The organism is Streptomyces sp. NPDC059909 (assembly GCF_042730885.1).
Classification (GTDB): domain Bacteria; phylum Actinomycetota; class Actinomycetes; order Streptomycetales; family Streptomycetaceae; genus Streptomyces.
Genome location: NZ_JBHWKX010000068.1, coordinates 17592 through 40243, shown reverse-complemented (window position 1 = coordinate 40243; position 22652 = coordinate 17592). Strand labels below are relative to the sequence as shown.

Annotated in this window: 16 protein-coding genes and 2 pseudogenes; 5 read left to right on the top strand and 13 right to left on the bottom strand. The window is 69.4% G+C overall.

Annotation, left to right across the window (positions count from 1 at the left end):
- Nucleotides 1-84: 84 nt before the first annotated feature.
- The gene (locus ACFV9O_RS32115) at nucleotides 85-294 is read right to left on the bottom strand and encodes a hypothetical protein (RefSeq protein WP_385424041.1); all 210 of its coding nucleotides are present in this window, start codon (nucleotides 292-294) and stop codon (nucleotides 85-87) included.
- Nucleotides 295-542: 248 nt separating this feature from the next.
- On the opposite strand from ACFV9O_RS32115, the gene ACFV9O_RS32110 reads away from it, so the two are divergent.
- Both ACFV9O_RS32110 and ACFV9O_RS32105 read left to right on the top strand, forming a co-directional pair.
- On the top strand, nucleotides 543-1388 hold the full coding sequence (locus tag ACFV9O_RS32110) for a helix-turn-helix domain-containing protein (protein WP_385424039.1): 846 nt from the start codon (nucleotides 543-545) through the stop codon (nucleotides 1386-1388).
- Nucleotides 1385-1591 (top strand): DUF397 domain-containing protein, encoded by a 207-nt coding sequence (locus ACFV9O_RS32105; protein WP_385424037.1) that lies wholly within the window; start codon nucleotides 1385-1387, stop codon nucleotides 1589-1591. The genes ACFV9O_RS32110 and ACFV9O_RS32105 overlap by 4 nt, the downstream gene beginning before the upstream one ends.
- Before the next feature lie 80 nt (nucleotides 1592-1671).
- Here the strand turns inward: ACFV9O_RS32105 and ACFV9O_RS32100 are convergent, their stop codons facing one another.
- The 4 genes from ACFV9O_RS32100 to ACFV9O_RS32085 form a co-directional block, all read right to left on the bottom strand.
- A complete protein-coding gene (locus tag ACFV9O_RS32100) occupies nucleotides 1672-5976 on the bottom strand; it encodes an Eco57I restriction-modification methylase domain-containing protein (protein ID WP_385424034.1) in 4305 nt (1434 codons plus the stop codon).
- Nucleotides 5973-9227, bottom strand: a complete 3255-nt coding sequence (gene drmD / locus ACFV9O_RS32095) for a DISARM system SNF2-like helicase DrmD (protein ID WP_385424031.1) — start codon at nucleotides 9225-9227, stop codon at nucleotides 5973-5975. The genes ACFV9O_RS32100 and drmD overlap by 4 nt, the downstream gene beginning before the upstream one ends.
- A 146-nt stretch (nucleotides 9228-9373) precedes the next feature.
- On the bottom strand, nucleotides 9374-10621 hold the full coding sequence (locus ACFV9O_RS32090; RefSeq protein ID WP_385424028.1) for a protein kinase: 1248 nt from the start codon (nucleotides 10619-10621) through the stop codon (nucleotides 9374-9376).
- A 98-nt stretch (nucleotides 10622-10719) separates the two neighbouring features.
- Nucleotides 10720-11661: a serine/threonine-protein kinase gene (locus ACFV9O_RS32085; protein WP_385424025.1), complete on the bottom strand. Its 942-nt coding sequence runs from the start codon at nucleotides 11659-11661 to the stop codon at nucleotides 10720-10722.
- Nucleotides 11662-11804: 143 nt separating this feature from the next.
- Between ACFV9O_RS32085 and ACFV9O_RS32080 the strand changes: the two genes are divergently transcribed.
- Nucleotides 11805-13796: an N-6 DNA methylase gene (locus ACFV9O_RS32080; RefSeq protein ID WP_385424022.1), complete on the top strand. Its 1992-nt coding sequence runs from the start codon at nucleotides 11805-11807 to the stop codon at nucleotides 13794-13796.
- 65 nt (nucleotides 13797-13861) lie between these two features.
- Here the strand turns inward: ACFV9O_RS32080 and ACFV9O_RS32075 are convergent, their stop codons facing one another.
- Complete coding sequence (locus ACFV9O_RS32075; protein ID WP_385424020.1) at nucleotides 13862-14119, bottom strand: hypothetical protein; 258 nt, start codon at nucleotides 14117-14119, stop codon at nucleotides 13862-13864.
- A gap of 1910 nt (nucleotides 14120-16029) precedes the next feature.
- Here ACFV9O_RS32075 and ACFV9O_RS32070 point away from each other — a divergent pair.
- Together ACFV9O_RS32070 and ACFV9O_RS32065 are read left to right on the top strand one after the other, a co-directional pair.
- The gene (locus tag ACFV9O_RS32070) at nucleotides 16030-16563 is read left to right on the top strand and encodes a DUF6232 family protein (RefSeq protein ID WP_385424017.1); all 534 of its coding nucleotides are present in this window, start codon (nucleotides 16030-16032) and stop codon (nucleotides 16561-16563) included.
- Nucleotides 16560-16892: a hypothetical protein gene (locus tag ACFV9O_RS32065; RefSeq protein WP_385424014.1), complete on the top strand. Its 333-nt coding sequence runs from the start codon at nucleotides 16560-16562 to the stop codon at nucleotides 16890-16892. Before ACFV9O_RS32070 ends, ACFV9O_RS32065 begins: the two co-directional genes overlap by 4 nt.
- A gap of 796 nt (nucleotides 16893-17688) precedes the next feature.
- Here ACFV9O_RS32065 and ACFV9O_RS32060 read toward each other — a convergent pair.
- The 7 genes and pseudogenes from ACFV9O_RS32060 to ACFV9O_RS32030 all read right to left on the bottom strand — a co-directional run.
- Nucleotides 17689-18025 (bottom strand): annotated as a pseudogene (locus ACFV9O_RS32060) (hypothetical protein); the annotation flags it as partial.
- Between the two features lie 259 nt (nucleotides 18026-18284).
- A pseudogene (gene dnaN, locus ACFV9O_RS32055) lies at nucleotides 18285-19426 on the bottom strand (DNA polymerase III subunit beta).
- A gap of 15 nt (nucleotides 19427-19441) precedes the next feature.
- Entirely contained in the window at nucleotides 19442-19684 is a 243-nt protein-coding gene (locus tag ACFV9O_RS32050; RefSeq protein WP_385424011.1) for a hypothetical protein, read from the bottom strand.
- Complete coding sequence (locus ACFV9O_RS32045) at nucleotides 19684-20169, bottom strand: hypothetical protein (protein WP_385424008.1); 486 nt, start codon at nucleotides 20167-20169, stop codon at nucleotides 19684-19686. Before ACFV9O_RS32045 ends, ACFV9O_RS32050 begins: the two co-directional genes overlap by 1 nt.
- 2 nt (nucleotides 20170-20171) lie before the next feature.
- Nucleotides 20172-20672 carry a hypothetical protein gene (locus ACFV9O_RS32040; RefSeq protein WP_385424005.1) on the bottom strand — a complete coding sequence of 167 codons (501 nt, stop codon included), beginning with the start codon at nucleotides 20670-20672 and terminating at the stop codon, nucleotides 20172-20174.
- Nucleotides 20673-20744: 72 nt separating this feature from the next.
- Nucleotides 20745-21251, bottom strand: coding sequence for a histone-like nucleoid-structuring protein Lsr2 (locus ACFV9O_RS32035; RefSeq protein WP_385424003.1), 507 nt, complete (start codon nucleotides 21249-21251; stop codon nucleotides 20745-20747).
- Nucleotides 21248-21523, bottom strand: coding sequence for a WhiB family transcriptional regulator (locus ACFV9O_RS32030; protein WP_385424000.1), 276 nt, complete (start codon nucleotides 21521-21523; stop codon nucleotides 21248-21250). Before ACFV9O_RS32030 ends, ACFV9O_RS32035 begins: the two co-directional genes overlap by 4 nt.
- Nucleotides 21524-22652: the final 1129 nt, after the last annotated feature.

The following is a 22652-nucleotide window of genomic DNA, read 5'->3' as shown; positions in this document are numbered from 1 at the left end:
CACCTTTCGGATCCAGGTAAGCCATCAGACCCAGGAACCTCCCTTCAGTTCCTCCCGGCTGGACCGGGGATACAACAGAGCGCCTCATGGCGCACTCGCGTTGGACGCCAGCTCGGCCGTGACGAGGGCGACGGCCTGCGCGAGGTCGGAGTCGTGCGGGAGGCCGGTCCACTCGGCGAACTGCTGGACGGCGAGTTGGCGCGCCAGCCGGGCGCCACGTCGGGTGCTGCTGAGCCGGATGCCCAACTGGCGGGAGTGGGTGTCGGGTTCATCGGTGGTCTGGTGTTGGGTCACGGTGTCATCGTGGGTGGGCCGGTGCGCCGCTGACCAGGCGTGATGACCGTACTTGGTGCCCTTCGTACGGGGCGAGCGGGCAGTGCTCTGGGGGGGTGTACGGGTTCTGTACGGGCGTTGTACGGGTGCGGGACCGTGTCCCGCGAATTGCGGCCTGCGTTGAACCTTGCCCCGGCGCCTGGGAGTTGTCGGGCGTGGCGGGGTGTGGGTGGGCGGGGTGCACTCGGGGACAGAAGGGCGTGAGGGCGGTGCGGGACACGCGGAACAGTCGCAGGGCGAAGACGAGGGAGGAGAGCGACCTGCCGGGGGTGTGGTCGGCGTACGGCAGGCTCCTCCAGCATCTACGCAAGCAGGCCGGGCTGAACCAGCAGGCGCTCGGAGAAGCCATCGGCTACTCGCTGGAGCAGGTCGCCTCGGTCGAGCAGGGCCGGCGGCCGGCGAAGGCGGCGTTCACGGTGGCGGCGGACCGGGTGCTGGAGGCGCGGGGAGTACTGGAGGTCCTCCAGGACGATGTGGACCGCGCGAAGCTGCCGCAGTTCTTCCGCAACTTCGCGCTCATCGAGGCGGAGGTAGTGAGCCGCTGCTCGTACGATCCGCTGCTCGTGCCGGGGTTGTTGCAGACGGAGGCGTACGCGCGGGCGGTCTTCGCGGGGCACTGCCCGCCGCTGAGCGAGGAGATCGTGGACCAGCACACGGAGGCCAGGTTGAGTCGGCAGAAGCTACTGACGCGGGTGCCGCTGGCGGAGCTGTCGTTCATCGTGAGCGAGGAAGCGCTCCGCGATCCGGTGGGTGGCCCGGAGGTCATGCGTGGCCAGTGGCAGCGCCTGCTGGAGGTGGGCGCCTTGAGGAACGTCGAGGTTCAGGTCATGCCTGCCGGACGTGGGTTCCATCCGGGCAAGAACGACCCCTTCGTGGTCGTGGAGTCGAAGGAGCACCGGCGCCTCGGCTACTTCGAGTCCCAGGGGGTCGGGTGCGTCGTCCAAGATGCCCCCGAGGTCAGCGCCTTCGGGTTGCGCTATGGCAAGCTGCGATCGCAGGCCCTGAACGTCGAGGAGTCTGCGCGGCTCATCGAACGGATGGTGGGAGAGACATGAGCGTGGAGCAAGCGGCTGACGACGTGGACGGGCTCCGCTGGTTCAAGAGCAGCTACAGCGGATCGGACGGCGGCGACTGCGTGGAGGTGGCCGCTGGCCTGGACGCCGTGCACGTGCGGGACTCGAAGGCCGTAGGTGATGGGCTGGTGCTGCGGGTCGGCCGGGACAAGTGGGCGGCGTTCGTGGCCCTCGCGGCCGGGTAGGAGGCCAAAGGGCTCGAGCGGAACCGGCTCGTTCGCATCACTTGGGGTGACGCGAACGAGCCCGTTGTCATGCTGACGGCTCAGAAGAGGGCGCCCTCAACACCCTCACCGAAATCCGACTCACCTCGCGCGGCCAGCTTCCCGTCGCGCTTGCGCATCGCCTCGGCGGAGGGCGGAGGCATGTCGGCGTCCCTCGTCGGCTTCTTGTGCAGGCCGAGGTGGACCTCGTCCGCGTACGTCTGGTGGTTGAGCTGACGGAGGCGGTCGATGATCTCGGTACGTGCCAGGAGTCCGATGGTGTAGCGGGGACCCTGGTCGGTGTCGTGGAAGCCGTGGTCCAGCGGGACGGACTGGTGGGTGGGGTCGGCTGGGAGTGTCGCGCCGGTTTCGTCCAGAAGGTCGTGCCAGCCGTACGCCTCGATGGTGGCGCAGTCGATCTCCTTGTGGATACGGCGGAGTTCGATGATGTCGGGGTCCTGACAGGCGACGTCGTGGACGAGGTTGTAGGTGGCCGTGAGGCCGATGTTGCGGGCGAGCATGAGGTCGCGGCGATGGGTGTGGAGGGTGGTGCCGACGGTGCGGAGGGCGTCGGTGAGGGGCGGGCGAACGAGGGTTTCGAAGACGTCGGTAGGGGTGTAGCGGAGGTCGCCCTTCATCGTGGAGGCGCGGTCGAGGGCCCACCAGTAATGGGGGGCGCTACTGAGGGTGGCGAGGAGGGCGTGATCGTCGGAGGCGAAGATGCCGAGCACGTTCGAGTACACCTGTCCATTGGACACCATGACGGGCATCACGACCTTGCTGACGAGCGTGATGGCGATGCAGTGGTCCAAGTCCGACAACGCCTTTACCATCGCTGGGCGCTTCTCAGCGAACTGCCACCAGTAGTCCCGATAAACCTTGCGGTTGTTCTCGTCCCGCTCAGGCTTGACCTCCCTCTGAACCTGCTCGTAAGCCCGAGGAAACAGCTCCGCCCTCTCCTCTGGCCAGTCATGGAAGTTGATGACCCACCGATCCGTGCCATGCTCCGGATGCGTGTTGATGTCCTGCCCATTGAGGTATGGGAACAGCACCTCCCGATACCGCTCATCCTCCGCGATCCACTCCTGCGCCGTTTCCTCGGGCAACGTAAAACCGAGACCGAGAACGATTGAGCCCTGGTACGACACCCCCGCGTTCCCCGCCAACGGCTCCGCCCATGATGTCACCCGCGTCGCCGGGTTCAGCCCGGTGGAGATCCCGATGGGCACCGCGACACCGCCCAGCACCCGGTCGGCCTCGCCCGCCACCAGGGCCTTGCTCGTCCACACCGCGCAGTACTCCAGTACGGCCGACGCCGACGGCCACGGCGCGCTCTTGACCGCCCGGCGGATCTCTACGCCCGCCGAGGCAAGCTGGTCGAGCCCCACCTCGCGTGTGTCGCCCTGGGCCAGCGTGTTCGTGGCGATGAGGCCCGACTGTCCGCCACCGTTCAGCAGGTCGTGCACCCTCAGCTCGAAATACGCGACCAGGTCCGCGCTCCCCCGGCGCCCCGCCGCCAGATGGTCAACGACGTACTCCCGGTACGACTCCCCCAACGCGCCGGTGAGCTTCTGGCCTCCCAGGAACGGCGGGTTCCCCACAATCGCATCGAAGCCACCCCGCAGCGAGAACACCTCCGGGAACGCCAGCGGCCAGTGCAGCGCCCGCCGCTCCAGCGCCCCCTCCGGAAGTTCCGCCGCCAGCCACTTCTCCGCCGTGGCCAGTGCCTCGCGCACCACCTCCGCGTCATCCTCAACGCCGTCGGCCATAATGCGCTGGACGATCCAGGCCGCCTGCGGGAACAGGTCCCGGACGCGCTCGCCGCCGTTCTGCGCATACCACTCCACGCGTCCTGATGCGCATGTTGCCAGTGCCGCTCCCGTAATCAGGTCGCCTACCAGCCGCAAGCGCTCCGAGTGCCGGTTGACCTCGGCCAGCCGCTCCCGCTTGGTGCGGAGAGCGAGCAGGTCAACGCCCTTGATCGCGGTGATGGCCAGACGCTCGCACGTCAGCTGGTCCACCAGCTCCCGGGCCTGCTCGGCAAGAATGTCCGACTGCTGCCTCGGCTTCAGATGTACGGCCTGTATCTGCTCCATGCTGTGCACACCGAGCAGTGAGTCCCCCACCACCAGACGGTCGTCCAGGAACGTGAATGGTCGCTTCGGGTCCATGGAGACCAGCCACAGCGAGAGCTTGGCCATCTCCACGGCCATCGGGTTGATGTCCACCCCGTACAGGCAGTGCTCGATGATCTGGCGACGGGCCTCCACCACGACCGGGTCCTGTTCCGCGTCGGCGGCCGTCGCCGCGTCCACCCCGCGCCCCGCCCGGTACACCATCGCGTCCGTGCGCCCCTCGGACTCCCACGCCTCGATCAGTCGGTCGCCCAGGTAGCGGCAGGCCGCGACGAGGAACGCCGCCGAGCCCACCGCGATGTCCGCGACCTTCAAGTCGAGGATCTGCTCGGAGGGCTTCAGACGCCACTCCCCCGTGTCCGCCGTCTGGAGTGGGCCCGGCTCGTACACCAGCGGCTCCAGCGCGTGCAGGACGACCTCCTCCGCGAGGAAGCGGGGCGTGTAGTGCGTGCCCGTGTTCCTGCGCAACGAGGACTCGGTCACGTACAGGGCGCCGTTCGGGATGACCATCGGCAGGTCCCGCAGGTCGGCGCGGAGGATGCCGATGAACGGCAGGAGTCGGGCCCTCAGGTCCGGGTCCTTGGTCACGGCGTTGATGCGGCGCTGCGCCTCGTGCGCGTCCTCGGCGCCGAGCGGGGCGAGCTTCTTCTCCAGCTGGCCCGCCGTCGCCGGCGGCTTCGGGTCCTTCCACTTCTCGTGGATGGCCTTCGCCAGGGCCTTGACCGACCCACCCGACTTCGCCGCCAGGGACTCCAGTTCCCGAAGCGGCACCTCGTGCTCCAGGCCCTCCGGCCCGATGAGGCCCACCATGTGCTCAGTTGCACGACGCCCGTCGAATGACAGCAGACCCTCGTAGACGTAGCCGATCTGCTCGACGTCCAGAGCGCGGAAAGTGAGGGTGCGGACCTCGCGGTCCTTGCCCTTGCCGACGCGGACCTCCTGGACGGCCTGGAGCATGTGGAGCACCGTACGGTCATCGATCGGGAGGAGAGGGGTGGTGCGCTCCAGCCAGGGGTACGTGTCGGGGTCGAAGATCGAGCCGTCGTACGCGGGCAGGCGGAAGCCGGAGCCCGGGTGGTCCACTCCCCCATAGACGGCGTGGAACAGCGCGATCAGCCGGTGCCACGCCGACGTCGTGTGCTCCAGCGACGTCTCGCCCTCCTCGTCCGCCCGCGCCTTGAGCTCGTCGCGCAGAAAGCGGGCCGAGTACGAGCGCGCGTACACCTCGTTGTCGGCGGGGAGCAGGCCGCGTTCTTCCGCGAACAGGAGGAAGACGATGCGCATCATCACGGCTACCGCACCTCGGTAGACCTCGTTGGCGGTGACGCCCGACGCATGCAATCCCAACGCACCGTGCTCGACAGCGCGGACGTCGGCCCGGCCGATGGCGTCGACGAGGAGTTCCACGGCCTGCCGGACCTGGACACCGAGCGCCTCGGTGACGTCCTCACCCGCGGCGAGGCTGGCCTTGAGCAGGCCGACAAGGGTCTCGGGTTCCGCGTACTCGAAGAAGCGGCGGCGGCGCAGCAGGGAGACGAAGGCGCGGACGACGTTGCGTTCGGCGGCCTCGTTCCAGCCGATAGAGTCGAAGACTGCCGTGGAGGTCACCCCGCCGATCGGCGCCCAGACGAGGCACCACCAGCGGCCGTCGGTGACGAGGCCTACGGGGACGCCGTGGTGGCGCAGGAGGCGGGCGAGGCGATCGGCGGGGGCTGCGGCCCAGTCGCCGCCACCGCCCGCTCGGGTGGTGGGCGCGGTGCCGGCCGGGACCGTCATGCCGAGCAGCCGGACCCGCTTGGCGGCGGCCTCGGTGCTGGGCTCGGCTGCCAGATCGGTGCCCGGGTCGACGAGGGCGAAGTCGGGGCGTACGTCGGTGTTGTGCTCGGGGACGCGCAGGGTGAGGCGGTCCAGGCCGTGGTGCTCGGACTCGCCCACACGGAGTGTCAGGGCGTCGTTCCAGCCGAGGAGGCGGGACAGGATGTAGGCCACCCATTCGTCACGGCCAGCGGTGGTGTCGGTCTGCCAGTCGGCGTGGCGGGCGCGCAGCCGGGCGCGCTCGTCCTTCTCCAGGGCGTCGAGCTGGGGCCAGGCCCGCAGCAGGACGGGCATGGTGAGGAAGGGGCCGGAGACCTCGGTGAGATCGAGCCACTCCTGGTGCTGTGTGCGGCCGTCGGCGGCCTGGGCCTTTGCAGCGGCGAGACCACGGTTCGTGGTGCGGCGAGGGCGGCTCATCGGCGGGCCTCCTTGGCGGGGATGACGAAGACGACTGCGGCGGGGAAGAGGTGGGAGCGGGGCTCGCGGTAGCGGGCGGCGATGGCGGCGAGTTCGCGGTCGCGCTCGGCGGGCAGGCCGTCGAGCCGGTCCTGCCAGCGACGGCGGTCGTCCTCGAACTGGCGGCGTTCGTGGCCGGTCAGCTCGTGCGTGGACAGCAGCGCGAGCTGTTCGCCGTCGCCGTCGCCCTCCTCCTTGAGTTTGGCTCGCAGAGTGGCCTCGAAGCGGTCGAGTGTGGCAGTGATGCGGCGCTCCTCCTCGGCCCTGCGGTCGGCGAGCCGGCCTTCCAGTTGGCGGCCGAGTTCGGAGGCGCGCGCCTCCAGGGACTTGTAGAGGGGGTCCCTGAGCTTCGGCCAGGCCCCGGTCAGCTCCTGGCGCAGGTGCGGAGCGGCCTCGGCGCCCGCGGTGAGTGCGCGGGAGAGGACCCTGCCCTGGTCGCCCACGGACTCCCAGCGGCGGAAGCGTCCGGTGTCGCCGAACCAGCCGCCCGCGTGGAGGACTTCCTCGTGCAGGCGGGTGCCGTCGGTGCCGACGAGGACGTACCGCGCGTAGGCGGAGACAAGGGTGGTGGTGACGGCCGGGTCGTCGGAGACGACGGCGGTGACGCGGCTGAGGCCGACCGAGTCGGCGTTCCAGACGGCGGCGGTGAGCAGCCGCGTCGAGAGGGCGACGAGCGGGTGCTTGAGGTGGGCGAGCACCACGTCGTCGCCGCCGTGCGCGGCGACGGCCGGCGAGAAGGTCAGGGGGCGCTGCTCGCCGTCGCGCAGCTTGTGGGCGAGGCCGCGGGTGGCTCGCTCCCAGCTGCCGGAGAGCGGCTGTACGTCGAACAGGTCGCCGGGCTCGAAGTCCTGGTCGTACGCGGGCAGGAGCGGGGGCTGGTGGTCGAGGGCGAGGGCGGTGTCGACGACGCGCTTGACGTTGGCCGGGGTGAGGCCGAGGGCCGAAACGGTCTCCTCGTACTGGTCGGCGAGCTTCTTCGTCTGGGCCGTGACGTTCTGCTCGGGAGCGACCTCGCCGCCGGTGCGACGGCCCTTGATCGGCCTGGGCTTGGCGTTCTCGATGTCGACGGGCGCTGTGTCGCCGGTCATACGGCGCTGCACCGCGTCGGCGAGGACGGCGTTCACAGAGCCGAGGTCGTGCTCCATGCGCGCGACCTTCTTGGCGACGCGGGAGAGGAACTCCAGGTCGGCCTCGTAGGAGCCGGCCTGTGCCTGCTGCCATCCGGAGCCTATGAAGTGGGTTATCTCCGGGTCCTTCTTCTGACCCCAACGGTCGATGCGGCCTATTCGCTGCTCGAGCTTGTTGGGGTTGAAGGGTATGTCGTAGTTGATGAGGCGATGGCAGTGGTTCTGGAGGTCGATGCCCTCGCCGGCCGCGTCGGTGGCGAGGAGGATGCGGACCTTGCCCTCGGGCCGGGACGGATCGGCCTGGAAGCCGAGGCGGATGCGTTCCCGCTCCTCCGTGCTCAGGCCGCCGTGCAGGCGCTCGACGCGGCCGCCGTCGGTGAGTTCCTCCTGCTGGAGGAGGTCGAACAGCCACTCCTGCGTGTCGCGGTACTCAGTGAAGATTACGACCCGCTCGTTGGTCCACGTCTTTCCGTCGAGGCGGCAGACGGCCTTGAGTGCGTTGATCAGGGCGTCGGCCTTGGAGTCGGGTGCGGACTCGTGGGTGAGGGCCCAGCGTTCCATGTGCTGGAGAAGGTCGAGTTCCCGGCCGTCCTCGGCGGGGGTGAGCGAGGTGGAGCGCGTCAGGGCGTCGTCCTCGGCGTCGACGAGGCCGGAGTCGTCGAGGTCGGCCACGAGGTCGGCGAACTCCTCCAGCCATTCGGGGACGTCAGCGGCGGCCGAGCGGCTGCGCGCGGGGCCGGTGTCGTCCAGGTGGGAGAGGTAGACCTGGACGGTGTGGAGGAAGGCGGCCGGGGAGGAGAAGAGGCGCTTCTTCAGCAGCAGGGTCACCAGGTCGGCGGCGCGACGCCCGCCGCGGGCCTGCGGTGTGAGCTTCTTGCGGCGCAGCTCGGCGAAGGATCCCAGCAGCTCGTGGATCTCGCGTTCCTGCGGCGTGTAGTCGACAGAGAGTTCGAGGGTCTTGCGCGTGCGGAAGCGGGGCGAGCCGTCTGCGTTGGTGACGGTCGACTTCAGGCGGCGTACGACCGTGTCCTTCAGCGCTTCCTTGTCGGGGTCGACGCCGCGTGCGAAGCGTTGGTCGTCGATGAGTTCGAGCAGCGCGGTGTAGGACTCGGGGTAGCCGTTGTGCGGGGTGGCGGAGAGGAAGAGGCGGTGCTCGAAGTGCGGGACGAGGCGCCGGATCAGCTTGGTCTGCTGGGAGTCGACCGCGTACACCTGCTTGGGCGCGGCAGGGGCGACGTGGTGGGCCTCGTCGAGGACGAGCAGGTCGAAGAAGCGCTTGTGCTCGCCCTTGCCGCTCTCTTCCGGGGCGCCGATGACCTCGTCCAGGAGGCGCTGGGCCTTCTGGCCGCGCAGCCAGGGCAGGGAGACGATCGTGAGCGGGTGCACCCGGAAGGGGTTGGCGGCGGTGCCGTGGGTGCGGCGCAGCCTGGCGCAGTGCTCGGAGTCGACAATGGTGAACTCCAGGCCGAACTTCTCGGCCATCTCGTCGCGCCACTTGAGAGTCAGACCCGCCGGGCAGACCACCATGGCCCGGCGTGCACGGCCGCGCAGCAGCAGTTCCTGCACGACGAGGCCCGCTTCGACGGTCTTGCCGAGGCCGACGTCGTCGGCGAGGAGGAGGTTGACGCGCGGGGCGCCGACGGCGCGGGAGACCGGCTCCAGCTGGTACGGCTCGACGGCGACGCCGGAACGGAACGGTGCCTGGAGCGTCTTGGCGTCGGCGGAGGCGACGGCGGACCAGCGGATGGCGTCGAGGAAGGCCGCGAGGCGGTTCGGGGAGTCGTACGTCCCGGTGGAGGCGTCGGGGAGGGAGCCGGCGGGCAGCACTCGGCGGCCGGGCTCGACCTCCCAGATGACGGAGAGGGTGTCCCCGAAGCGGCCGTCGGCGACGGACTGGAGGTGAACGAGCGTGGCTGAACGCCGCGCTCCACGTTCCCCCTCCCCTTCCCCCTGCTCGCCGTCGGGCGGTGACGGCTCGACGCGAGCCACGACCCAGGACTGGCCGCGCACTTCGACGAGTTTGCCCTCTTCCGGAAACTCCTCCGTCTCTTTCCGTTCCGTCTCGCGCTGGGCTGCCGGTGTCATGGGCGCTGATCCCCTCGGTCCGTCCTGGCGCCGTTCGTAGACATGTGTGCCCTGTCTCCCACCCGAACAACGCGACCGCAGGTTATCACCCATCAGACTGTGAACATAGATTACAAGCTCGATATCTAGGCGGACTTGTCGTCGCGTCAGGCCATGCGGTCGAGCCGCTTCAACAGGCCGTGCGAACGGCCGCGGCGGGGGTCGCCAACGGGCATGTCCCTGGCCTCGTCCTCGGCCAGGCGGCGCAGCAATTCCGCGGCAGCATGACGTTCTCCCAGGCGGACCAGCAGCACGGCGATTTCGTAGCGCGTGTCCAGGACGGCGGGGTCCTCCGGGCCGAGGAGGCTGCGCTGCTCGGCAAGGACCGACTTCAGCTCGTCGAGGGCCTCGCGGGTGCGGCCGAGTGCACCCGTACACAGGGCGGCCCCCACTCGGGCGGCGAGGAAGTCCACGTGCCCGAGGCCGGGGGCGGCCATGAGCTCCGCGTATTCCTCCAGCGCGCGGGCGGGGCGGCCGGACAGGCGCAGAGCGGCGATCTCGGCCAGCCTCGGGTGTGTGAGCGTTGTCGCAGCCGTGTCGGGCACCCATGCGGAGAGCAGCGCGCGCACCTCCACAGCCGAGCCGGGCCGGTCCTCCGGATTCTTCTCCAGCAGCCCCTCCACCAGTTTCCGCAGGCCGGCAGGGATTCCGTGGCGGTGGCCGGCGAGCGGCGGCACGGGTTCGTTCGCGTGCTGGTGGTACAGCATGAACTGGCTGCCCTCGGTGAACGGCGGCCTTCCGGCAAGGAGTTCGTAGAGGACGCAGCCGAGCGAGTAGAGATCGCTGGCCGGCACGGTTCTGCCAACAGCCTGTTCAGGCGCCATGTAGATGACGGTGCCGGGTGTGGCATTGGCGGCGGTGAACCGGGTCTCGCCAGGACGGGGCTCCAGAGCCGCGGCAACACCGAAGTCGAGGACCTTCACCTCGCCGGACGGAGTGATCATCAGGTTGGACGGCTTGAGGTCACGGTGCACGACGCCCTGACCGTGCGCGTAGGCCAGGACGTCGGCGACGCTCCGGGCGATGCCGGCGGCGCGGTCGACGGGCAGCGTGCCCTCGTCGTCCAGGGTTGCGTCCAGGCCGCGGCCCGGGACGAGCTCCATGACGAGGTACAGCTCGCCTTCATGACTGCCGTGGTCGTACACGGCCGGTATGCCCGGGTGGCTGAGCCGGCTGGTCAGGCGGGCCTCGCGGAGGAAACGGCGCTCCGTGAGCTCGGAGCCGTAGCCCCGTGGTGCGATGAGCTTGACCGCGACGTGGCGCCCGTGGCCGGGGTCGTATGCCTCCCAGACGACACCCATGCCGCCTCGGCCCAGCTCACGCGTGAGCTCGTACCGCCCCAGGCTTCGCCGCATTGCGCCCGTCCCCAGTCCCCGGCGCCGGTGGCGCCCGCCACACCCCTACGACCGGAGCACTGCGGTGTACTCGATCGACAATGTCATCCTCTCACCGATCACAGCGGCCGCGGACCCTGCGGGACCAGGAAGGGTCGGCGGGGATCCTCGGGAACGCCCCGACGGGTGGCCTGCGCGGGGTCCGATTCGGGAAGGAAGGGGGCGAGAGCGGCGTAGACCTCGGTGGCGGAGGAGGGCCGGTCGTCCGGGCGCTTGGCGAGCAGGGCCGTCACCAGCTGCTGCAGAGAGCCTGGAACGTCCACTCCAGCACTCTCGATCAGGGGCGGGGTCGCGGTCAGGTGCTCGGAGGCCAGGAGCGCGGGCTGATCGGTGGAGAAGGGCGGGGCACCAGCGAGCATATGGTGCAGGAGGCAACCCACGGCGTAGAGATCGCTGCGGCCGTCGAGCCGGCCGTGACCCGCGAGCAGTTCCGGCGAGGCGCAGAGGATGTTGCCGATCCCCTCCCCGGTCATGGTCAGGCGGGGGTCCGCGTCGGTCAGCGACTTGACCAGGCCGAAGTCGAGGATCTTGACGACGCCGTCGCGCCGGATCATGACGTTCTGCGTCTTGAGGTCACGGTGCACGAGACCGGCGGCGTGGGCGGCGGACAGCCCGGCGCACAGCTGGGCGGCGACGGAGGTGGCAGAAGGGACGTCGAAGCGTCCGTCCTCCTGCTGGTCGAAGAGGTACTCCAGCGTCGTGCCGTCGACGAGCTGCATCACCAGACAGCAGATCTCATCGGTGATCGACGCGTCGTACACCGTGGTGACATTGGGATGGTCAAGGCGAGCAGCGGCCTGAGCCTCCCTCCTGAACCGGGCCAGCGCTTCCTCGCGACTTTGGGGTACGGCCAGCAGTTCCGCCGCAATGGTCTTCACTGCCACGGGCCGCTCAAGATACAGGTCCCGCCCCCGCCACACCTGTCCCATCACGCCTCGCCCGAGCACGGTCCGGAGCTCATAGCGGTCACGCAGCACCATTCCAGGCGCGAAGCTCTGCATATCTCCCACCCTCCACACTTCCTGCACAGCGACGCTACAGCCATCTCTGTGAACAAAGTCAATGAGCGTAGTAGCCTGCCAGGTACTACGGCTGCTGGGACGCCGACCAACCCAGCCCGCCAAGGACCCCGGAGACCCCCTCGATGAGCACATCCAACGCCGTACCGGTCAGCCTGGCCGAGATCGCTCGGATCGCCGGCGTGGGACGCGCGGCGGTGAGCAACTGGCGCCGTCGCCACGACTCCTTCCCGTCCCGCATCGGTGGCACCGACGTCAGCCCTCAGTTCTCACTTGCCGAAGTCGAGAAATGGCTCCGGGACAACGACAAGCTCAAAGACGTGGGCGGGCGCGAGTTCCTCTGGCCCCGGTTCGAGGCCCTAGGGAGCAGAGACGAGTCGGGCCTCGCCATCGCCGAGTCGGCACGTCGCATGCGCACACCCCGGGCACGGACTGCCACTCCGAACCTTTCAGTCGAAGCTGTGGAGTTGATCGGGGAAGCTGCGAGACTCGGAAGAAGCGAAGGCCCACGGGAGACCTTCGAGTTCCTGCTCCAGAGATGGCTGGACACTCACGTAAGGCAACTGAGCACCACACCTCCCCAACTGGCCGTGCTCATGACCCGTATTGCTCTTGGTACCCGCCTCGGGAAGAACGACCGAGGACTCACCGTCTTCGACCCGGCTTGCGGCACAGGTCATCTCTCGGCTGCGGCAGCGCAGGAGTACGACGGTCCGGATCTGCGCCTCCTCGGCTGCGAACGGGACCCGGCTCTCGCCGCTCTCGCCTCCGCCAGACTCGGATTCGCGATCGAAGGCCGGGACGTCCGCGTGGAGTTCGCCACAGCCGACGCCTTGCGCGACGATCCCTTCACCGACCTGCGCGCAGACATCGCCTTGTGCAACCCGCCATTCAATGAACGCGACTGGGGGTACGAGGAACTCGCCACAGACCAACGCTGGACTCACGGCCTGCCACCACGCACCGAGCCTGAACTCGCTTGGGTGCAGCATCTTTTGGCACATGTGAGACCGGGCGGCAGTGCCGTCGTCGTCCTCCCACCGGCCGTCGCTTCCCGGAAGGCGGGCCGTCGCATTCGAGGCTCGCTGTTGCGCACGGGCACGCTTCGAGCAGTCGTCGCGCTACCGCCAGGGAGCGCGCAGCCACACAGCGTTTCGCTCCAACTGTGGGTTCTGCGGGCCGCCCCGGAAGGTTCTGCCGCGGGACCGACCGGCCAGGACGCGCTCCTGGTCGATGCGACGCAGTTCGGCAAGGCCGGGGCTCGCGAACCCGGCCCGGAATGGGAGGCCCTCACCAACTTCGTTCTCGCAGCCGTCGCTGAGCTCGACAGGCCGGACCGTGCACTGCCCGAAGGTGCCGTACGCGTGTCCCTCCTCGACTTGTTGGACGACGAGGTGGACGTCACACCGGGCCGCTACACCGCATCGAGCGCCGAGCCATCCGGGGTCGAACTCGCCGCCTCGTGGGAGGATTTGGCTGGCTCACTGAGCGAACTCGGCAATCTCATGAGGCACCTTTCGAAGCTCGACTTCGCAGGTGACGAGCCACGGACGACAGCCACGGTGGGTGACCTCGTCAAGGCCGGCGCCCTCACGCTGCGCGCCGGACAGCAGCCCTCGGACACCTCAGCACCGGACCGCGACCCCGCTGTGCCGCTGCTCACCGTTCCTGACCTACTGACGGACGGCGCGCCCAGCGGAATGATCCCTCCAGGTTCGGCACACACGGTCGCCGAGCCGGGTGACGTGGTGGTTGCCGGGGTCGTCCGGGCCTTCAAGGCGTGGGTGCACGAGGGCCCTCCGGTCGCCCTTGGCCCTCAGCTCTACGCACTGCGCGTCGACCCGGACAAGCTCGACGCCCACTTCCTCGCCGGCTGCCTGCGTGCTCCGGCCAACGGCCGCCAGGCGGGCACGCATGCTTCCAGCTCTTCTCGCGTCGACATCAGACGCCTGAACGTGCTCCAGCTCCCCCTGGAGGAGCAGGCCGAATATGCTGAAACCTTCCGCCGCCTCACAACCTTCGAGCAACTGCTGACGCGGGCGGAGTGCGTCGGCAAGGGGTTGGTGAACGATGTGAGCGACCGGCTCGCAGCGGGCGGACTGACGGCAGGTCGATAGTTCCGGATGTCACTGAGCAGTGACGCGTGCCGGGCACATCCGCCGACAGCGTGCACCCCTGCAGCTTATGCGGCACCCGGGTCAGCGCACCGCTCCTCGGCATCGACCCTCACCTCGGCGCACACGTCTACGACGTGGCCAGAGAAGGCCACGGGGAGCTCCTCGGCCAGAGCCAGGCAGTCCTCGATGACCCGCAGGGCAGTATCGATCTCTCCGAAGGCGAGCCGACACTCGGCCGCCCGCTGCCGGGCCACTGCCGGTGCAGCCAAGGCATTCTCGCCCTCGCCCGGTGTGAGGTCGCCCGCCAGCCAGTCGTAGAGCACTGCCGCGTCACCGCACTCCCCTGCCAGCCGAGGCGAGGCGGCCCACGGCCTCGGCCGGCTCCCCTGATGCGCGCGACACAAACACCGGCGGCCGCACGCCGACACATTCCGCACAAGCCAGCGCAGCGCCAGGCCGAATCCCCGAAGCCGACCGCCCACACCGCACCCACACCACACACCATCAACGCCCAGACGTAGAGAAGGGAAGTAGACGAGGGGAAGTCTGGCAACTCACCGGGCAAAAAAGCGTGCGTGAGCTCGGGTGACTCCCGCTTCCGGGTGCCAGTGGTGCTGGTGATTGTGCGGGGAATGGTGTGGGCAATCGCGGGCGGGATAGTGCGAGCGTTGCACGGGAAAGGCGTCGGTACAGGGTTGTGTGCGCCACCGGATGGCCAAACAAACCGGCGCCAGCAAGGTCGCGGTCAATCTCTGGTACGCCATGCGTGCCAAGCAGCCGAAGGCCGCGCGCCACCGGCACGTGCACGGGTGAATGTGAGGCTCCACCAGCAGCCTCGCGTGGTGAGTTCCGCTGTCGACTGTGGTGAGTTGGGTTCGTAAACGTGGTGAGTTCAAGACTCTGGATTCCTGCCTGCCCGCTCGCTCTCCCGCTCTCTGTCCGGGCAACCGGAATGGGCCCTGTCACCAGGCATGGTGAGCGACAGACCCTCCGCGCCGAGGACTGCGGAAACTCACCACGGACGCGGATGCCCAACCGCGATTTCAAGCAGGTTCCGGTGGTGAGCGAATCGGTGTGGCGCCGAGCTCCACAGCGACAACACCTGATCGCTTCGCTCCCAGGAGCCCTGGTATGCCCCCTCTTCGACGCGTTCCGGTCCGTGCGGCCGCACTGAACACCAGCCGCTGCGTGCTATGCGCAGCGCTTCTGTCGCCACGCCGCGCACCGCGCACCGCGCGTCTCGCTCGCCCGGATCGGGGTATGGACGGCCCTCATGGCCGGCCCGATAGCGCTGGTCGTCGCCTGCGCAATGCACTCCGCACGCTGGGCGGGGTCCCACGGAGCAAGGTCCGCTACGACAACCTGAAGGCCGCCGTCGCCCGGGTGTTGGGTCTGAGCCGGGCAAGGGTGGAAGCTGACCGGTGGATCGCGTTCAGATCACATTTCGGGATCGAGAGCTTCTACTGCCGGCCCGGCATCGAGGGCGCCCACGAGAAGGGCGGTGTGGGGCGGTCCTGGGCGCTGCTCCTGAGACGGCGGCCCCGGCGAAGCCCACGGGCGGGGTCAGTCCTTTGACAAGGCGGCCGGAGGCCCATTCCTGTGCGGCTTGTGGGTCGGCCAGGACCGCGTGGAGGGTCGCCTCGACTTCGTGCTGCACGTCCTCGGTGACGGGATGGCCGGCCTCGGCCGTGAGCCGCCTGGCTTGCCGGGCCAGTTCGCCCACCAGCTGGTGCTGGGGAAGCCGGGAACCGCTTGCCTTCATCCCTGTCGCGCCCCAGCTGGTTGCCGAGTTCCACGGCGACACAGCCGTCGATCGGGGCCGCTGGCGCCACCCTGTACGCCTCCACCGGCTCCGCATCGACATGGGCCCTAACGACGTTCCTGCCCACGGGTCGTAGCGGGTCCCCGACGCACGGGCGACGGTTCGAACCGCCACATCAAGCCCCGCGCCTGGGAGGAACATCAGCTTCAGGGATTGGCCCGCCGGGCATCTATTCAGAGACACATGTAGCGGCTGGACCGCGCCTGCCCAACGTGGATGTCGAGGACGAGAGGCTGCGCACCAAGGTCGACGACGAACCGAGGGACGCGGAACCGGATGAGAACGGGAAGCTGGTGAGGGCGTGAGCTCCGAGCAATTTCGATGCCCGCCAACTACCCCTATCCACAAGGCAAGTTGTCGAGGCCTAATAGTCTTGCGCGGCCATGGAGCCGCATGGCGTACGGGGGACTTATGGAGACGAAGGGAACCTTGGGGCCGCCGCCGCTGCCGGTGCCGCCACCTGAAGGGAAGAGCGTCGATCTGCGCGTCGGCAAGCGGATGCTGTGGGTGGGGGAGGCTGCTTATCCGCTGCACAACCTTGCGCGGGTGAGGACTGCCGAGTTCAAGCCCAGACGCTGGCGGGCGTTCGGGTACTTCGTGATCGGGGGCCTTATCGCGTACCTCGCCCGTCCGGTCCCCGAGCTGCGAGTCGTCGGCATCGGTCTGGTGATCGTTCTGTTCGCATGGTTCCTGAAGGTGCTGACGTCGCCGAGCCAGTATGCGCTTGTCATCGAGACGTGCGGCGAGGCAAGCGCGTGGGTGACGCTGCCCGACCGCGAGCGGCTTCGGCAGCTCGTCGCTGACATCGTGGAGGCCGTTGAGAACCCGGAGAAGGAGCTGCGCGCGAGGGTGGAAACCATCAATTTCAACCGCAATAACTACGACTACGGCGACAAGGTCAACATGTACGGCGGTTTGGGCAACGTGGGGGTGCAGAAGAAGTGAGCGGTGACACCGTCAACATGAACGGCGGGACCCACAACATCGGGATCCAGCACCAGCACTCCGGCGGGGCGCAACCGGCGCCCCCGGCTCTCCTCGAAGCGATCGCGGAACTGTCGCGCCTCCTGAAGGAACTGCGCGATCAGGGGGTCATGCCCGCAGCCGCGCAGGTCATCGACAACTCCTTGCCCGTGATCTCCTCGCAGGCGAGCCCCCCGGAGGAGCGGCGCGGCGCCCTGATTGCCGTAGCCAGCATCGCCCAGAGCCTTGGAGCCCTGGGGACGACGGTCGTCGATGCGGTCGACAGGGTCCTTGGGCTGCTGGGTCCATAGGGCGGCCCGCGACGCGCCCGGTTCGCTGGCGACGCTCGACGTGGGCCCCAACGACGTGCCCGCGGAGCGTAGCGGAGTCCCTGGCAGATGCGTACGCGCCCCGGGCCAGAGCGGCGACCCCGGGGCGCGATGGCGGGGCTTGTGAAGCGGACACCAGATGGTGAACCCCGCCGGGTCACAATATCCACTTCCGCTCGCGAGCGGATCCGTTGTCCCTCCAGAGCGCAGAAGCGAGCCCGTGGACGTGCGAAGTGGCACGGGCCCGCTCCTTGCGTAATCTCGCGTCCTGTCAGGCGAGACGCCTTCACGCTATGAAGAGTCGGCAGACAAGGCGACCCGGAGGTGTGCAGATGGGGCCAGCCGGTGGACGATCACCAGAGCACAGCGGTCCGGCTGGGCTCCATTCCGGCAGCTGCTACGCGTCGTCGTCGGGTCCGTGGTGGAGGTAGTCGTAGGCGTGGCAGGCCTTGCCCCAGAGCTCGGCGGCGCGGTCGTAGCCTTCCTGGGCGATGAGCCTGGCGTAGAGGTCGGGGAAGTTGCGGCCGGTGCTGTCGCCGCCTGGGTCGTCGTCCATGGCTTCGGCGAGTGTGTACGGGTCGGCGTCGACGCGAGCGGCCAGGTGGTCGCGGTCGGGTGTGTAGTCGCCGACGGCGATGGTGGTTCCTTCGACGTGCTGCGTGTTGTGCATCTGGCGCCGCAGGCCTGCGGCGACGTCTTCGGCCTGGCGCTCATGCTCGTACGGGCCGAGGCGGACCGGGTCCAGTTCGGGCCGGGTGAGGATGACGGCGTAGCCGAGGGGGTCGGTGTAGCGGACGGGCCGGCCGAGTTCGTGGGCGAAGCGGATCTCGGCGCGGGTGGAGTCACCGATGTAGCCTACGGGGTTGACGACGAGGACCTCGTCGGCGGCGCGGATCTTCCACCGGTGGAGGTCGTCCAGCTGCTGCTTGAGTTCCTCGGCGCGCTGCGAGTTGCTCCACAGCGGGTGCGGCGCTTCCATGTCGCAGCCGGGGGGCGAGGACGATGCGGCTGGCGGCGGTTTCGCGGAGGTTGGCCTCGGCAAGGTCGGCCCAGAAGCGGGTGGAGCCGCACAGGCAGACGATGGTGGGCCGGTCCGACGGGTGGTCGACGGACAGCGGAGCGGCCGCTGTGGCGTCGCTGCGGCGGGCCCAGGCCGGATCGAGTTGTTGAGTGGGCAGGGTGAGTTCGTAGTCGTCGTCTTCGAGGTCTTGGGCGTAGTAGGTGACGCCGCAGCTGTCGCAGCTGACGACGTAGACGGTGTGCGCGGGTCGAGGCTCATCGGTTTCTCCGGGGCCCGGGCGCTCGGTGGTTGGGGTGGGGAGGCCGGGGGCGGCCGGCTGAGCGTGGCGACCTGGCGGCCGCCCCGGGGCGGGGTCAGTTGGAGACGCGGATCGGCATGATCAGGTAGGTCAGTGAGTCGTCATTGGGGGCGTTGCCGTCCTTGTCGGTGCCGGTGAGCAGGGCGGGCTTGGTCGGGCTGACGATGCGGAAGCGCACGGTGTCGGAGTCGATGGCGCCCAGGCCGTCCAGCAGGAAGGCCGGGTTGAAGGCGATGGTGAGCGGGGCGCCGGTCTCGGTGGTGAAGTCGGCGTCGATACGGTCGTGGGCCTGGGCGTCGTCGCTGCTGCCGGCGGTCAGCGACAGGGTGCCCTGGCTGAAGTGGAGCTGGACGGCGTGGCCGCGTTCGGCGACGAGAGCAACCCAACCCGCTTGAGCGCCACGGTCAGTTCGGCGCTGTCGATGACGGCGGTGGCTTCGAACTCGGTGGGCCACAGCGTCCTGTGGTCGGGCAGATTGCCGTCCAGGGCGCGCATCGTGGTGCTGCGGGTGGGGCTGGCCATGCCAAAGACTCCCTGGCTGGTGGGGAGGGCGAGGTCGACCTGTTCGGCGTCGGTGAGCATCTTGGCGGCGTCGAGCAGGGCCTTGGCGGGGATGACGGCCTGGCCGCTGGTGGTGTCGCTGGTGGGGGTCCAGTCGATGGTGCGGACGGCGAAGCGGTAGCGGTCGGTGGCCGCGAGGGTGAGCTTGCCGTCGGCGACGGTGAGGTGGATCCCGGTCAGGATGGGCAGGGTGTCGTCTCGGCCGGCGGCGACTGCGACCTGGGCGACGGCTTCGGCGAGGTCGTGGCCGGTCGCGGTGCCGGAGGCGTCGCCGGGTTTGGGCAGGCTCGGGTATTCCTCGAGCGGGAGGGTGTGCAGGGTGTAGCGGGTGCTGCCGGAGGTCACCACGAGCCGGGGGCCGACGAGTTCGAGGTCGAGCGGGTGCTTGCCCTTGACGGCGCGGGTGATGTCGGACAGCAGCCGGCCGGGGACCAGGACGCTGCCGGCCGTGGTGGTGTCGGCGTCCAGGGTGGCCTGGGCGGACACCTCGTAGTCGAAGGCGGCGACGGTCAGCTTGCCGGCGGCGGCCTCCAGCTTGAGGCCGGCGAGGACCGGAACGGGCGGCCTGGCGGGCAGGGCGCGGGCCGCGTCGGCGACGGCGGAGGCGAACGGGGCCTGTTCGAGGCGCAGCTTCATCGTGGGAGTTCCCTTTCAGGCGGAGACGGCGATGGGGGCGGGGATGGTGAGGTGGCTGCGAAGGTGCTGGTTGCGGTCGTCCTCGAGCGCTGCTGTGACCTGGCTCTGGTCGGTCCAGGTGCAGGCGGAGCGGGTGGCTCGGTACGCGGCCCGGCCGGTGCAGTCGGCTTCCTTGGGCTTGCCGGTGGCGGTGACCTTGTGGGTGCAGACGGTCCCGTCGGCGTGGACGGGGCTGATGGTGGCGGTGATGCGGGCCATCAGGAACGGACCTCCGTGGTTTCTGTGTCGTCGGGGTGGTTGAAGAAGGGCAGCGGCTCGCCGCACACGGACGCCGGGGCGGCCGGTGGGGCAGGTGGCAGGACTGGCTCGGTGGGCATGGCAAGGTCGGCGACGGGTTCGAGGGCGAGCTGGCCGGCGGCGGCCAGGTCAGCGGCGCGGGTGAGCGCTGCGGTGACGCGGTGGTGGGCTCTGTCGTGGTGCAGGTGGCAGCCCTGACACATGGCGGCGAGGTTGTCCGGGCGGACGTCCTCGGGCTGGTGGTTGAGGTGTGCGGTGGTCAGGACGACGGTCGTGCCGGTGCCGTAGGCGGGCTGGCTCTGCCGGTTGGGGCAGCGCCTGTGATGGGTGCCGCGGCCGCACTGGCCGGTGCAGGCGCAGCGCCAGCCGGCGGCCTGCTTCGCGGCGAGGGAGATGGCCGGCCAGTCGGCGGGGTATCGGCTCTTGTTCTCCGGTCGGATCGGCATGGTCATGCCTCCTTCGGTTCGACGGCGACCAGGCGGCCGATCCGGGCGACGGTGTGGCCGAGGTGTCGGCCGGCGAGGTGGATCAGGTGGTCGGTGGTGATCTCCCAGGTGGCGAGCGGAAGGTCGACCAGTCCTGGCGGGGGGATGCTGCGGGCGTTGTGGGCGATGCGGATCAGGGTCTGGGCCAGGCGCTGGTTGTAGGCGGCCTGGGTCTCGGACTTGCGCTTGTCGGGTTCCAGGGCGGCCGCCCAGCGCGTCAGCGGCCGGCTCTCCCCCGCCTGGGGTCCGTGGCGCTGGGGTCGGTGAAGCTGCCAGGCCGGGTCGGTGTCCTCGGGGCGGGTGGCGGCGACGATCGCCTCTACTCCCCCGTCGGTGGTCGGCCGGGTGGTGTAGAGCAGCGCGTACGCGCCGAAGGCGGCGCCGCCGCCGGTACGGAGCAGGGTGACCCGCCCCGTACCGGCGAGCGACTGACCGCCGTCCGGTACGACGGATAAGGCGGCCATTGGCTACCTGGCCTGGCGCTGTGTGGGGACGGTCGGCCGCTTGTTGCCGCGGTCGTTCCAGGCGTCCATGATCTACTTCGGGATCGCGCCTCGGTCGCCGATCTCGTAGCCGTTCACGCGGGCCCACTCGCGGATTTCGTTGCGCCTCTGCTTGTGGCCCGGCGTGGTGCCGGCCGAGGGGGCTTTCGATGCGCCGTTCTTGAGGCGCCGGAGCTTGCCCTGGGCGGCGGCAAGCTGCTCCTTCGCTTCGTTGATCTCCCGTTCGGTCGCTTCGATCTCTGCGCTGTCACGCTGGAGCTGCAGCAGATCGGTGAGCCCGGCGCGGGTGCGCTGGGCCAGGTTCCGGATGCGGGCGGTGGGGTGGTCCTCGCCCCAGGCCAGGGCTGCGAGCGTGTGTACCAGTTTCGGGTCGAGGTCCGCCGTCGGGAGCGATCCGGCCTGAGACCGGGTCAGCTGCTCGGTCTCGGCGATGGCGACGATCTCACCGACCGAAACACCGGGCACCTCGGCGTGGATCGCGTCAGCGCTGCACCCCTGCTTGAGTCGCTCGATGACGAGGGCGCGGGCGGCGTCGTTCACTTCTTCTCCTCTCGTGCAATGAGGCCGAATTCGCGGCGGAGCTGGTAGCGCCGGTTGTGGGTCGTGCCGGCCCAGATCGCGTCACCGGCCTCCGTGGGGTGGTCCAGCGCCCAGGCAAGGCACGCCTCGCGGGTGGGGCATCGCATGCAGAACAGCTCGGCGGCGATCCGGTCTGTGGTGTTGCTGCTGCTCCACCACTCGGGGTCGACGTCAGGGCCCTGGCAGGGCTCGGCGCCGGTGAAACGGGGAAAGGGCGCAAGGCGGGCGCTCACGACGTCGCTCCGATCGGGCTGGCGAGGTGCTTGCCGCCCTTGCGGCCGGCGTGGAGGGGCGCGCCGCCGCGCTCCCCGGCGTGCTGGCCGGCACTCCGGCTGTCGTCGTGCCGGCTTGCGGAACCGGTCGGCAGCTGGCGCGCAGCTGAGCGTCGGGACTGCGCAGCTGCTGCGCAGCACCGTGTCGGTGCGCAGCACCGAGCTGGACGACGGGAGTTCGCCGGTCGTCGTCGCCTCGCAGTTCACCGGCGGTGGTGACCCGAGCGCAGGACTCGGCGCAAGGACGGTCGTGCGGTACTGCGCTGTCTCGTCGTCACGAAGGACGGTGCGAGCGGGCCGCGACCGACTCGGACCGTGCAGAGGGTGCAGTGCCGGTCGATGGCACGGTGGTGCGAGTCCAGGCCCATGTCACCGCGACGGGCCCCGAGGCGATCGGTGGCCGTTGGTCTACACGCTGACGATGACCGCCCGATCGGGCCTGTGGGAAGTCCCTCGCCGTTCATGCTGGCCCGAGGTGAAAACGGCTACGGCGGAGGCCCGCCCGAGTCCACGACCCACGCGACGTTGGGGAGTGCGGCGCAGTGAACTCCCAGATATAGCTGGCCGGGAAGCTGGCCGATCTCGATAACTCCCGGCTCGAGGCGCTCGGGTATGGGGAGACAAGGATCTGCAGGTCTCCCTGGTCGCGATCGTCGTCCGCAAGATCAGCCTGAAGTCCGAGATCGGGGCCCTGATCGGTCTCGTACTGGCGCCGCTGGGGATCTACCACTCCCGCGGAACCTGGCGAACCTCGTCGAGGATCACCATGCCGCTGCACCATCGTGCAGGTATGCCAGCCGCCCTCGTCCTGGGCACGAATCGCGGCGTCCAAGCGGTGTCGCATGCGTGTCCCGACCAGTTCCCGCATCTTCTCCAGGGTCACGAACCGTGCCTCGGAGAGTTCCGCGTCGTGCGGTCGCAGTGCCTCCGCGGTCGGGAGGGTTCCACCGTCGAGTCCACCCGGTGGTGTGATTGTCTCGCGCACCGGTTCGGGAATGCGGGCGATCCGCCGGGCCGGGAGCCGAGGTATCCGTCGGACATGACGGACGCCGAGTGGGCGGCGGTGCGGGAGCTACTGCCGGTGCCGGGG

Coding starts and splice junctions, on each gene's coding strand:
- ACFV9O_RS32100 (WP_385424034.1), bottom strand. CDS start 5,976: ATGAGCCGCCCTCGCCGCACCACGAACCGTGGTCTCGCCGCTGCAAAG.
- ACFV9O_RS32080 (WP_385424022.1), top strand. CDS start 11,805: ATGAGCACATCCAACGCCGTACCGGTCAGCCTGGCCGAGATCGCTCGG.
- ACFV9O_RS32090 (WP_385424028.1), bottom strand. CDS start 10,621: ATGCGGCGAAGCCTGGGGCGGTACGAGCTCACGCGTGAGCTGGGCCGA.
- ACFV9O_RS32040 (WP_385424005.1), bottom strand. CDS start 20,672: ATGGCCGCCTTATCCGTCGTACCGGACGGCGGTCAGTCGCTCGCCGGT.
- ACFV9O_RS32105 (WP_385424037.1), top strand. CDS start 1,385: ATGAGCGTGGAGCAAGCGGCTGACGACGTGGACGGGCTCCGCTGGTTC.
- ACFV9O_RS32085 (WP_385424025.1), bottom strand. CDS start 11,661: ATGCAGAGCTTCGCGCCTGGAATGGTGCTGCGTGACCGCTATGAGCTC.
- drmD (WP_385424031.1), bottom strand. CDS start 9,227: ATGACACCGGCAGCCCAGCGCGAGACGGAACGGAAAGAGACGGAGGAG.
- ACFV9O_RS32050 (WP_385424011.1), bottom strand. CDS start 19,684: ATGGCCCGCATCACCGCCACCATCAGCCCCGTCCACGCCGACGGGACC.
- ACFV9O_RS32045 (WP_385424008.1), bottom strand. CDS start 20,169: ATGCCGATCCGACCGGAGAACAAGAGCCGATACCCCGCCGACTGGCCG.
- ACFV9O_RS32070 (WP_385424017.1), top strand. CDS start 16,030: ATGGAGACGAAGGGAACCTTGGGGCCGCCGCCGCTGCCGGTGCCGCCA.